11 protein-coding genes are annotated in these 12,433 nt (G+C 60.6%); all 11 read right to left on the bottom strand.

The features are described from left to right. Positions 1 to 4: 4 nt before the first annotated feature. Positions 5 to 2,497 carry a nitrate reductase catalytic subunit NapA gene (gene napA, locus GS614_RS12905; protein WP_171726504.1) on the bottom strand — a complete coding sequence of 831 codons (2,493 nt, stop codon included), beginning with the start codon at positions 2,495 to 2,497 and terminating at the stop codon, positions 5 to 7. Then, positions 2,494 to 2,787, bottom strand: a complete 294-nt coding sequence (locus GS614_RS12900) for a chaperone NapD (protein WP_171205207.1) — start codon at positions 2,785 to 2,787, stop codon at positions 2,494 to 2,496. The genes napA and GS614_RS12900 overlap by 4 nt, the downstream gene beginning before the upstream one ends. Next, positions 2,784 to 3,299: a ferredoxin-type protein NapF gene (napF, locus tag GS614_RS12895; protein ID WP_171726503.1), complete on the bottom strand. Its 516-nt coding sequence runs from the start codon at positions 3,297 to 3,299 to the stop codon at positions 2,784 to 2,786. Before napF ends, GS614_RS12900 begins: the two co-directional genes overlap by 4 nt. A 128-nt stretch (positions 3,300 to 3,427) precedes the next feature. Next, the gene (locus GS614_RS12890; protein WP_171726502.1) at positions 3,428 to 4,324 is read right to left on the bottom strand and encodes an FAD:protein FMN transferase; all 897 of its coding nucleotides are present in this window, start codon (positions 4,322 to 4,324) and stop codon (positions 3,428 to 3,430) included. Further along, positions 4,321 to 4,836 (bottom strand): nitrous oxide reductase accessory protein NosL, encoded by a 516-nt coding sequence (locus GS614_RS12885; RefSeq protein ID WP_171119369.1) that lies wholly within the window; start codon positions 4,834 to 4,836, stop codon positions 4,321 to 4,323. Before GS614_RS12885 ends, GS614_RS12890 begins: the two co-directional genes overlap by 4 nt. Then, a complete protein-coding gene (locus GS614_RS12880; protein ID WP_171726501.1) occupies positions 4,833 to 5,654 on the bottom strand; it encodes an ABC transporter permease in 822 nt (273 codons plus the stop codon). The genes GS614_RS12885 and GS614_RS12880 overlap by 4 nt, the downstream gene beginning before the upstream one ends. Then, positions 5,651 to 6,544, bottom strand: coding sequence for an ABC transporter ATP-binding protein (locus tag GS614_RS12875; protein ID WP_171726500.1), 894 nt, complete (start codon positions 6,542 to 6,544; stop codon positions 5,651 to 5,653). Before GS614_RS12875 ends, GS614_RS12880 begins: the two co-directional genes overlap by 4 nt. Beyond that, positions 6,534 to 7,790 carry a nitrous oxide reductase family maturation protein NosD gene (locus GS614_RS12870; protein WP_171726499.1) on the bottom strand — a complete coding sequence of 419 codons (1,257 nt, stop codon included), beginning with the start codon at positions 7,788 to 7,790 and terminating at the stop codon, positions 6,534 to 6,536. The genes GS614_RS12875 and GS614_RS12870 overlap by 11 nt, the downstream gene beginning before the upstream one ends. Before the next feature lie 3 nt (positions 7,791 to 7,793). Beyond that, positions 7,794 to 9,701 carry a TAT-dependent nitrous-oxide reductase gene (gene nosZ, locus GS614_RS12865; protein ID WP_152460377.1) on the bottom strand — a complete coding sequence of 636 codons (1,908 nt, stop codon included), beginning with the start codon at positions 9,699 to 9,701 and terminating at the stop codon, positions 7,794 to 7,796. 14 nt (positions 9,702 to 9,715) lie between these two features. Further along, on the bottom strand, positions 9,716 to 11,839 hold the full coding sequence (locus tag GS614_RS12860) for a NosR/NirI family protein (RefSeq protein ID WP_216601177.1): 2,124 nt from the start codon (positions 11,837 to 11,839) through the stop codon (positions 9,716 to 9,718). 44 nt (positions 11,840 to 11,883) lie between these two features. Next, complete coding sequence (locus tag GS614_RS12855) at positions 11,884 to 12,348, bottom strand: DUF2946 family protein (RefSeq protein ID WP_216601172.1); 465 nt, start codon at positions 12,346 to 12,348, stop codon at positions 11,884 to 11,886. Positions 12,349 to 12,433: the final 85 nt, after the last annotated feature.

The raw sequence follows: 12,433 nt of genomic DNA, 5'->3' as shown, positions 1-12,433 counted from the left end.
CTGGTTACGCGCGCTCAACCTTGCAGGCGCACTTCTTGAAGTCGGTCTCTTTCGACAGCGGGCAGGTTGCGTCCAGCGTCAGCTTGTTGGTCAGCTGGTGCTCATCGAACCACGGCATAAAGACCAAACCGCGTGGCACCTTGTTCCGACCCCGGGTTTCGACACGGCTGGTGACCTCGCCGCGGCGGGTCGACAGAACAATCTCTTGACCCCGGCGCAATCCCCGATCCTTTGCGTCCTGCGGATGCATGTAGACCACGGCAGCGGGATAGGCGCGGTGCAGTTCCGGCACCCGGCGTGTCATCGACCCTGAATGCCAGTGTTCCAGCACGCGACCGGTGCACAGCCACAGATCGAATTCCGCATCCGGCTCCTCTGCTGCGGGCTCGTATGGCGCAAAGATGATTTTGGCCTTGCCATCCTTGTGGCCATAGAACTCCACGCCGGCACCCTCGGACACGTAGGGGTCATAGCCTTCGCGGAAACGATAGAGCGTTTCCTTGCCATCCACGACCGGCCAGCGCAGACCGCGGGCCTGGTGGTAGGTTTCGAATGGTGCCAGATCATGCGCATGGCCGCGCCCGAAGTTGGCGTACTCTTCGAACAGACCTTTCTGCACGTAAAAGCCGAAATGCTCGGATTCGTCGTTGTCAAAGCCTTTGGCGGTTTCCGACAGCGGGAACTTGTCGACGCTGCCATTGGCAAAAAGAACGTCATACATGGTCTTGCCGCGATGCTCGGGCATGGTGGCCAGCAATTCTTCGCCCCAGACCTCTTCGACGGTGAAGCGTTTCGAGAACTCCATCACCTGCCACAGGTCCGATTTGGCCTCGCCCGGGGCCTTGACCTGCTGCCGCCAGAACTGGGTGCGGCGCTCGGCGTTGCCATAGGCGCCTTCCTTCTCGACCCACATGGCGGTGGGCAGGATCAGGTCAGCGGAAACCGCAGTGACCGTCGGGTAGGGGTCTGAAACAGTGATGAAGTTTTCCGGGTTGCGGTAGCCGGGATAGCCTTCCTCGTTGATGTTCGGCGCAGCCTGCATGTTGTTGGTGCACTGAACCCAATAAGCGTTCAGATCGCCATCCTTCAGCTTGCGGTGTTGCAGCACGGCGTGGAAACCGGGCTTGTCAGGAATGGTGCCGGCGGGCACGTTCCAGGCGGATTCGCAGATCTCGCGGTGCTTTTCGTTCATCACCACCATGTCGGCGGGCAGGCGGTGCGCAAAGGTGCCTACCTCGCGCGCGGTACCGCAGGCCGACGGCTGACCGGTCAGCGAGAAGGGCGAGTTGCCGGGTTCCGAAATCTTGCCCACCAGCAGGTGCACGTTGTACATCAGCGAGTTCACCCAGGACCCGCGGGTATGTTGGTTGAAGCCCATGGTCCACAGGCTCATCACCTTGCGGTTGGGGTCGGCATATTGCTTGGCCAGACGCTCCAGCTTGTCAGCCGGAACACCGGACAGTTCCGAGGTGTATTCCAGCGTGTATTTCAAAACGGCTTCGGCATATTCCTCGAAGCTGATCGGCTCCAACTTGCCCGAGTTCGGGTTTTCAGCCTCTTGTTGCAGGGGGTTGTTGTCCCGCAGGCCGTAACCGATATCGGTGGCGGTTTTGGTGATGTTGACGTGGTTTTTGACGAACTCTTCGTTCACCGCGCCATTCTGGATGATGTAGTTCGCGATATAGTTCAGGATCGCCAGATCGGTTTGCGGCGCAAAGACCATGCCGTTGTCGGCCAGCTCGAACGAGCGGTGCTCGAAAGTCGAAAGCACATGCACTTCGCAACCCGGCTTCGTCAGGCGGGTGTCGGTCAGGCGCGACCACAGGATCGGGTGCATCTCGGCCATGTTCGATCCCCACAGCACGAAGGTATCGGCGTGCTCAAGGTCGTCATAGCACCCCATCGGCTCATCAATGCCGAAAGTGCGCATGAAACCAACCACGGCCGAGGCCATGCAGTGACGCGCATTGGGATCAATGTTGTTCGACCGGAACCCGGCCTTCATCATCTTGGCGGCGGCATAGCCTTCCCAGACCGTCCACTGCCCCGAACCAAACATCCCCACGCTGGTCGGGCCCTTCTTGGCAAGGGCCTCTTTCCATTTGGCGGCCATCACATCAAAGGCTTCATCCCAGCTGACCGGTTCGAACTCGCCATTCTTGTCATACTGACCGTTGGTCTTGCGCAAAAGCGGTGTGGTCAGGCGGTCTTTGCCGTACATGATCTTGGACAGGAAATAGCCCTTGATACAGTTCAGGCCCCGGTTCACCGGTGCGTCCGGGTCACCTTGCGTGGCCACCACGCGGCCGTCCTTGGTACCCACCAGAACCGAACAGCCTGTACCGCAGAACCGGCAGGCAGCCTTGTCCCAGCGAATATCGGGCGCGCCGACCTGAGCGTTGGCCTGACCTGTGGCCATGGGAATGCCCGCAGCCGAGGCAGTGGCTGCCGCTGCGGACGCTTTCAGAAATGTACGACGGGATTCAGAGATGGTCATTGCATGGGCCTCCTGGTGGACGGTTGGCTTGGAGCATCAGGACGCGGAGCCGTCTCCGCGAGATCTTCGAAATGGTGATAAGTCAGTGACAGTGAGATCACTCCTGGGATCTGGTGCAGATCCATGATGGTGTCCGAGGCCAACCTGTCGGCCGTATCCTCGACAACAACTACGAAACGGCCGTCCTCGGCTTCGGCATGAAGCTCGACGCCCTGGGTTTCGGCCATCGCCGCGCGTGCGGCATCGGTGTAATCGGGGGCGATGTGGACCAGACAGCCACAGATGTTCATTGGGTCACCTCCGGGTGTTGTGGGGCGGGGCGGTGCATCACGATCGCCCCGGCGGGGCAGGCGGCGGAACAGCTGCCGCAGCCGATGCAGGTTTCTGTTTCAAGCGCCGGTTCCGCGCGTCCGCCCAGTTGCAGGCGAAAGCGGATGGCATCCTGATCGCAATTGTCCTGACACAGGCGACAGCTTACGCCGTTCGTCGACAGGCAGCTTGAGTCATCTATTCGTGCGCGCCATGGCCATTCGGCAACACGTTCCGACAGCAACGCCGGGGTCGGACAAATGTCAGCGCAGTCACCACACAAGGTGCAACCGCCTGCGGACAGGTCCAGAACGGGGAAACCGGCATCGTCGAATGTGATGATGTCTTCAGGACAAGCCGCAGCGCAGTCTTCGCAACGTGTGCATAGATCGCTGAAGCCAGTTGCAACTGCACCCGGCGGACGGATCGCATCTGGGTCCTCCCGCAGGGCACGCGCGCTTAGAAAAGCGCGTCTGCTGGTCATCTGGCTCATAGCTGGCGACTCGAAATTGGATTGATAGGTTCGCGTCCTTACTTCCTAGCTGCCTTAAGCAGCGCACGAATTGACCTATATCATACTTTAATATTTTTTTTGTTCGGTCTGAGATTTGTAATTCTTCATTAAACGTTCAATTCGATACGGGCGTCGGGGAAGAACTCCAGGATCTCTTTGGCTCTGCCGGCGGATGCCGCGCAAAGTGCAGTGGACAACCCATCCGCAATTGCCGCTTTCGGGGCAGAAACCGAAACGGTCCTGTCGCGGCTTGAAGGCCCATCCAAGGTAATGATGTGTCCGACTCCCTGGCTGATCTGAGTCGCCAGCGTTGAAGATGTCGCCACTGCCCGATCGTTCAATTCAATCCGCTTCAGAACCGTTTGGTCCGGCGCCGCCAATCCCACTTTCCATGGCGCACCGTCACCACGCGCACCCAGGGCGGCAACCTCTCCCATATTGACCAGAACATCACGCAGACCATGAGCACGCAGCAGGTCGGCGATCCGGTCGGTGATCGCGCCCTGCGCTATACCGTTCAACGTCAGCGCCGATTTTCCGGGCACCGGAAGGCGAATGGCCGAGGCGTCATAAATTACCTTTTCCCAGCCTATCGCCTGCTGAACTTCAACCAGATCATCCGGGCGCGTGCCCGCAGCCAATGCCGTCCACACGGGTTGAATGCTCGGATCAAATGCGCCACCCGATGCCTGATGCAGCGCTGAGCTGAGGCTTAGCACCTTCAACAATTCAGGAGCGGGCGCCGTCAGCACACCATCGCGATTCAACCGGCTGAGCTGCGATTGCGGACGATACAGGCTGAAGGTGTTTTCCAGCCGGGCAATCTCGGTCTCCATGGCGGCCATGATGGGTGCAGCTTCGGCGTCCGTCAGGCCCACAAGGCGCAGGCTGGCGGTAGCACCCAACGCGGTCCCGTGCCAGCGCGCGTCCGAGGCCGCAAGTGGTGTGGCCGCAGCACAAGCGGCTGAGATGATCAGAAATCGGCGGCGCGACAAGGCGGTCATACGGGGGTCTCCAACGACAGTTCAAGATCGACAGGGCCAAGCACTTCGGTGTCCGGAATGTCCGGCAGGCCCAGTGCCGTTCCGCCGTAGATCTCAATGAATGCCTGAGCATCGGCAGGATCGGCAAAAGGCACCACTTCGCGGGCGCCCATGCCACCTGCCACATTGGCGCCGACAACAAAGGTCGCGCCATCCGCGGCGATCCAGTTCGAGATACCCGGCTGCCGCCAACTTGGCGCAATACCCATGTCGCTGACATAGACGGCTGTGATGTCGGCATCACGTTCAGGGCTTTTGAGGTATGCCACCATGTCGCGCACCTGCGCAAAAAACAACGGTGCGGGATATCCTTCCAGATGGATCTGCCCCTTGGGCCCGCCATGTTCGGCGATGTTCATCTGGCAGAAATAGCTCAGCGCGTCCGGGGTCAGATCCACCGGATCGGGGGCCTCGGCCAAGTCTTCCTTGCAGGCCGCCAACGCGATCAAGGCAATCAGGACGAGGGGTTTCATGGCTCGACCCTCCGGAATGCAAGCCGCGCCAGGGCAAAGCCGATCACCGGCCAGATCAGCAGCGATGCAGGCGCGGCCCAGATGGGCAAGGCCTGTGCCGCCCCGGTCATGCCGGATGCCATGGCCACGCCTTCCGTTGCGGCGATGTTCCACAGACGGAATGCGTCGGCCGGGTTGGCCACCATCACCCATGGAAAGACGGATTGGGTAAAGGTGCCGCCCTTGTCCATGACGACGGCCCCCAACAGGCCCAGATCATAGAGGACGACAAAAACCAGCCAGAGCCCGGCCGACAGACCTGCCGCCGCCGTAGCCCCCTTAGCCAGGGCAGACAGCAGGTATCCCAGCGCCAGAAACACGGCGCCCAGAAGGATGGATGTGAGGATGAGACGGACCAACGCCATCAGGCTTTCCGACCCGGCACCGCCAAAGAAGGCCGCCACCGCGCCGGCGGTACCGAAACCGACCGTCATGGCAAAGGCCAGCGCTGCAAGATGTGCGGTGAACTTGCCCAACAGGATTTCTCCGCGCCCCGCAGGGTAGGACAACAGCAGCGACAGGCTGCCCCGGTCCACGTCTCCGGCGATGGCGTCGAACGAGATCATCAGCGCCAGAAGGGGCGCGAGGTAAACCGACAGCGTGGTCATCGACGCAACCGAAACGGTCAGCATGTCAACGCCCAGCGTTCCGGTTGGCGCACTGCCCGCAAAGGTCAGCGCCAAGGCGAACAGCACCATGATCAGCGTCGCCACCAGCAGCCAGCGATTGCGGCGCAGGATCAGCATTTCGGTACGGGTGATGGCGAGGAAGCGGGTCATGGCCTCTCCTCCTGTGCATAATGGCGATAGAGGTCTTCCAGCTTGGGCGGGGTCATTTCCACATCCGCCACGGCATCGCCCAATCCGGCGATCCGGCGCAGGGCTTCCATCTTGTCGGCGGGGGAACACAGCAGCTCGACCGAAGCGCCGTTGATCCGGTTGCCGCCCAGTTCGGCGGCCAGCACGTCGGCGTTGGCGCTTGCACGCACTTTCAGACGGATCGGCAGGCCTGCAAGGGCCGACAGGTTGGCCAGTGTGTCATCCGCGACCATCCGGCCCTTGCGCATGATGGCGATGCGGTCGGTGCGGGCCTCGACCTCGGTCAAGGCATGGCTGGCGATCAGCACGGCGGTGCCCTGCGCGGCAAGCTCGTCGATGATGGCATAGAGGTCCTGGCGCGAGATCGGGTCCAACCCACTGGTGGGTTCATCCAGCAAAGCCACTTTCGGCTGGCCCAGCAGAACCTGTGCCAGACCCATACGTTGCCGCATTCCTTTGGAATAGGTGCCGATCCGGCGGTCCAGGGCATCGCTCAGACCTACGCGCTCCAGCAGACCGGCCACATCCGCCCTGGTGCCGGACAATTTTGCAAACAGGGTCAGTTGCTCGCGCCCGGTCAGGGCCGGGTGGAAGGATACCGCCTCGGGCAGATAGGCCGTTTCCCGCCGCGCCTTGGCGCTGCCGGGGGTGGCGTCTCCGATCCGGATGGCTCCGCCTTGGATCGGCGTCAGGCCAAGGATGGATTTGATCAGGGTCGACTTGCCAGCGCCGTTATGGCCCAGCAGCGCAACGCGCTGACCGGGGGCAAGTGACAGGGTTATATCGTCAAGAACGCGGGTTTTGCCACGGTCCTTGCTGACATGGTCAATAATCAGGGCCTTATCCGTCATGAGGCACCTTTTCCATAGCTGGGGGTTCAAGGGGTTGCATCAATGGATTGCTGTCCATCACGCCACCGGGCAACAGTGCCGGAAAGGCGGATTGTGACCAGCGCACCAGCTGCACGGCAGGAGAGCCGAGCAGCAGTTTGGCTGCGGGTTGGGTCCACAGCACATGGTCCATCGAGTCATTGGGGCGATAGGGGGCATCGGCAATGCCGTTGCCATCCACATCATAGGCGGCAAAATCGGACCAGTAGTTGCCGCGCCCGTCTTCGGACCACTCGACCCATTTGGTCGAGACGTATTTCACCTGCGTCCGGTTCCCGACAAAGGCGTTGCCGACGATCCGGTTGCGTTCGCTGCCGGCGGTGAAATGGATTCCGATGCCGCATCCCTGGAACCAGTTGTCGGTGAACTCGTTCTTGTTGGAGTTGTAAAGGAAAGTGCACTTTTCCTTGGCACCGATCACCACGTTTCCGGTGATCTCACTCTTGTTGGCGTAGTTCAGCATCACGCCGTGTTCACGGTCACCGATCGAGACGTTGTCTGCGACCTTCACATTTGTCGTGAACATGACCGCATAGCCCAGATCGTTACCGATCGAGACATTGTCGCTGACCACTGAATTGTCGGCATACATGTAGTGCACTGCGAACCGGAGGTCGCGGAACAGGTTGCCTGTAAAGGTGTTCTTCTTGGACGAGTTCACGAAGATTCCGTCGCGCCCATAGCGGATATCATTGTCCTCAACCCGCGCACCGGGTGCATTCCAGACATAAACGCCATTGCCACGGTCATTCATCCGCTGGTCCTGACGTCCTTCGATCCGGTTGCCACGCACGATGCTGTCCTTGGCACCATGAATGTCGATGCCGTAAAGATTGCCCAGCAGCACATTGTCTTCGACCACCGGCGCGCGGGCCGTCTTGGTCAGCTGGATTCCGCTGTCGATCCCGTCATGGCTTGAGCCCGACCCGATCACAGTCAGACCGCGCACGGTCACGCCCGGGCCGGTTACGGTGATGACGCTGCCGGTGCCTTGCCCGTCAATGGTGGCCTGTCCCAGCCCGTCGATGGTGACGGGCCGGTCCAGAACCAGATGTTCGGCATAAACACCGGGGCTCAGGCGGAGGGTGTCTCCATCCGCCGCCTGAGCCAGTATTTCATTGATGGCCCCCGCCCGGTTGGGCACATCCCAATCCGCCGCCCAAAGGGGCGAGCCGAGCAGGAGCGGTATGAGCAGGGGCCAGCGCATGGGTCAGGCTCCTTGCGGTTCGACCAGCATCCGGCCGCGCATTTCCATGTGCAGCGCATGGCAGAACCATTGGCAATAGAACCAGTGCACGCCCGGACGGTCGGCGGTGAAGGTGACCGAGGCGGTTGCCATCGGTGCGACTTCCATCGCGATGCCGTAGTTGCCCAGGCAGAAGCCGTGGGTCACGTCGTCCACGTCATCGAGGTTGGTGATGTAAACCGTCACCTCGTCACCTTGTTTGACGGTGAACTTCTCGAGACTGAAAGTCGGCGCCTGCGAGGTCATGTAGACCCGCACCTTGTTGCCGTCCCGGATCGGTTCTTCCGCACCTTCTTCCAGATCGATGCCATCGGCTTCGGCCTGTTTGCGGGCGTCTTCCCAGGTAACATCGTTGCGATCCCAGACGTTGACCGGGTTCACGATGTCGCTGCGAACGATGATCGAGTCGTGCGGCTCGGCAAAGGTCGGGCCGTCATGCACCACTTTCATCTCATCCGACGAAATGTCGATCAGCTGTTCGTTCTCAGGTTTCAGAGGACCAACGTTCAGGAACCGGTCTTTCGAGAACTTGTTCATCGAAATCAGCCACTTGCCGTCGGCTTCCTTGGTTTCCCCCATGGAGGTGGAGTTGTGACCCGGCTGATAATGCACGTCGACCTTCGAGATGATCGGGTCCACGTCCTCGCCATTGTAGGCGCGGATGGCCTTGTCGATGTTCCACTTCACGATCTGGCTGTCCAGGAACAGCGTGGTGAAGGCGTTGCCCTGACCATCATAGGCGGTGTGAAGCGGGCCAAGACCCAACTGCGGTTCACCTACGATGCAGGACCGCGGGTCGGCGTCGCTTTCGAACAGGGCGTCCAGCTTGGTGACGTCCATGATCGAGACGGTCGGCGACAGCTTGCCGTTGATGCAGACGTGCTTGCCGTCTGGCGCGGTGTTGATGCCGTGCGGAGAGTTCGGGATCGGAATGTAACGGGTGTATTTCTTGTTCTGACCCTTGCGCCCGTCCAGAACCTTGACGCCTTTCAACTCCTGATAATCGCCGGCTTCGATACCTTTTTCGATCTCGGCGATGTTGAAGACGACGACGTGGTCCAGCTCGTTCTCGGTCATCTCGGCCAGGTTCATGCCCATTTCTGAGTTGTACGAGGTCGAGAAGGCGTATTTGCCCTGATAGTCGCAATCGGTGTTGTCGAGGTTGCCCGACACGATCACCTGCCATGCCACTTCCATGGTGTCGCCGTCCAGCGCGGTGAAGATGTTCACGTATTGCGACGGATCGTCCAGCACGCTGCCATCGTTGACCAGCGGTGTTTCATCTTCACCATTGGCAAAGACATAGCCGGTGCGCGGGAATTTCTGCGGACGCAGGCCGTGGATCGCCTTGGCGTTCGGGATCTCGGTGATCTTGTCGCATTTCATCACGTCACAGCGCACACGCGCGACGCGGGTGTTGGCCTTGTCGTTCATGAACAGATAACGGCCGTCATAGGTGCCGTCGGTGAACGACATGTGCGGGTGGTGAAGGTCGCCGTTGTCATAGGTCTTCATGCCGCGCTTGGCGAGAAACTCCTTGGTTTCAGGCAGCAACCCTTCGGTCATGATCTTCAGTGACTCGTTGGTCTGACCCCAGCCCGTGGCCGAGCAGCGATTGAACACCGGCACCCGCATCAGCTCGCGCATGGACGGAAAGCCCAGAATGCGCAGCTCGCCGGTCTGACCCGAGGACCAGAAACCGTAATACTCGTCCAGTTCGCCCGGTTCGAGATTGGCATTGGCCGCGGCGCTCGCCTGTTTCGCGGTCATCAGGGTCGAGCCCAGACCGGTCCCGGCCAGCACGGCACCGGTTGCTGTTGCACCCAGCATCCCACGGCGTGTGACGGTTAGTTTGTTGTCATGTTCCGACATGTTCGTTCCTCCTTTTAGGAAACGGATTGCGGTTTGGCGTTCGGATGGTTCGCCGGTGGTTGTCCGAGCGGGGTCTTCATCTGGACCGATCCTGTCTTGGCCCGCCGTTTCAGCTGGCGGATAACGACGGGACATTTGTCCTCGGACTGGTAGAGCACCTGACAATGCAGGCAGGTGACGCACTCGTTCGGATTGATCTCACCGGTGGGGTGGATCGCCTGAACGGGGCATTCATTGGCGCAGGTCTGACAGGGCGTGCCGCAATCCTTGTAGCGGCGCAGCCAGTCGAACATGCGAATACGGGCAGGGATCGCCAGTGCTCCGCCCAGCGGGCAGAGATAGCGGCAATAGAACCGTTCGATGAACAGCCCGATCCCCAGCAGGACCAGCGCAAAGACTACGAAAGGCCAATCGCGCATGAATTTCAGAATGATCGCCGTTTTGAACGGCTCGACTTCGGCATATTTCTCGGCCAACGGGATCGAGATGAAGCTGAGCCCGAAAAGACCCAGAAAGATCATGTATTTCGCGGGCCACAGGCGTTCGTTCAGACCCCAGGGCAGCGTCCATTGCGGCACTTTCAGCGCGCGCGCGATCTTGTTGGTCAATTCCTGCAACGCGCCGAACGGGCACAGCCATCCGCAATAGGCCCCGCGACCCCAGAACAACAGTGCGGCGGCAACGGCGAACCATTGGATGAACACCAGCGGGTCCAGCAGGAACGCATCCCACGAGAATCCTGTGCGCAGGCTGCCCGCCAGTGCCATCAGGTTCACCACGCTCAGCTGCGCGTTGGCGTACCAGCCGATGAAAAACAGGGTCATTGTCAGGTAGCCGATGCGGAACCAGTAGAAGACCCGCGCATTCATCGTCGCGTGGAACTGGAAGAAGAACGTCGCGGTCAGGACCAGCAGCATGACGCCAAGAACGGCGATTTCGACGGTGCGATCCTTCCAGATGCGCTGCCACAGGGCAGCCTTGGCGGCGGCTTCGCCGGTCGCATCGTCGACAATCTTTGGGGCTGCGACGGGCAGCAGGTAACGGTCGGGCAGTTTGTAGCCCAGATCGAATGTCAGAAAGGTTTTCTCAACAGCACCCACGGCACGCTGTACCAGCAGTTGCAGGCGGAACGGCTCGGTCGGGTCGAACTCGGCATCGGCGGGGATCTTGAAGATGTCCAGCTCCGTGAAACTGGGTGCATCCGGGGCTGCAACCTTGCCAAGGCGTACTTGCTGTTTGTCGTAGAACCGGACCGAATTGTCGCCCTGGATCAACTGGATCCGATCGAAAATCCCGCCGCGCACATAGCCTGACCCCTTGAAGCTGTAGGCACCGCGCCCCAGCACCAGAATGGCCTGTTCGCCCTCGTCCAACCAGTTCACGAGGTTCTGGTACTCGGCGTCGCCCAGCAGTGACTTGCCGATCGACGGAACCGAGACAAGCGCCATATGCATGTCGATGAAAGTGTCATCCGGTTCGCCCGGTTCGGGGCGCTTGATCGCGCGCTGGTCTCCGGTGGCCTCGAAGGCGGCATTGACCTGCCCGACATCCAGCGTCAGCCGCCGGATCGAGCCGTCACCCGAGAGGGTCGACCAGTCATAGACCGCATTCTGCGCCATATCGACTTCGCGCCTTGGCCCGTCGGCCTGCAACGGCGACAGGCCGCCCAGACCCAATGCACGCGCCACCTTGATACCGCCACGCACAAGGCTGTCGTCGATCACCATGATCGTGACCGTCGCCCCCGAGATGATGTCGAGGTCGTGCCCCTCACCCCCGGTTTCGGCTTCAACCTTCAGGTCAAGGCCCGCATAGCCTTCGGTCAATTCAACCATGCGGGAATTGGGGATGCCGATCAGCACGATGGGTTCCGAGTGCTTGACCAGTTGCACTCCGGTCAACACAGCGTCGTTATCGATGGCGGCAACGACGTGGATCGGTTTGCCGGAATAACCCGTCGTGCCAACAAAGTCCGAGGTCAGGAATGCCCAAGCAACGGTCTCGCCGCCCTTCAGGACAGGGGCGACCCTGACGTTATCGCGCACCGGGCCAAAGGCATCGGCGCCAGGGGCCAGATCGGCAGGTTCGATGTCAGGCAGGAAACTGGCCAGGCTGTCGGCATGGGCGCTGGTCGCCATCAGGCAGGACAGAGTGAAAGCCAGCAGGAAATGGATTGCGCGACTTACGACCACGGCGCACCTCCGATTGCTAGGGTGGACGCCACGGACGCGCGCAGGGCGCGTTCAAATTCTTCTTGGGTCGCGAACGGGGGCCCTCGGGTTTCGGGCCACAGTCGCCTTGAGTTGTACAAAATGCACAGATCCCCGATTGCAGCGGGTACTATCCGTGCATTCTCGGACTGCATCAGCAGCGGCAGATCCGGCAGCGGGGCTGCCGTTGTCACCGCGCACAGCGCGCAATCGGCGCATTTCGGGCAAGGCGCGGTCGGGTCATCAGTGCCTTCCTCAAGGTCCACTTCAACCCAGACCGCCCCTGCCTCCGAGCAGATCTCGATCCACATGCTGTCCCCGGGACTCGCCAGCACCGGGCCAAGCATCTGCAAAAGCAACAGGAAAATACCCACCAAACCGCACACCGCGCGGGACACGCGATCAAACAGGCTATGCGGGGGGCGGACGGTAGGCATTGAGAATCCAGCTCGGCGTTCTTTTCAAAAACTTAGGGGAATCTTCCAGGCGAAGACTTGACTTAGGTCAGGTGCCTGAAAATTT

Source organism: Ruegeria sp. HKCCD6604 (genome assembly GCF_013110635.1).
Classification (GTDB): domain Bacteria; phylum Pseudomonadota; class Alphaproteobacteria; order Rhodobacterales; family Rhodobacteraceae; genus Ruegeria.
This window is presented reverse-complemented; position numbering and strand designations above follow the sequence as displayed.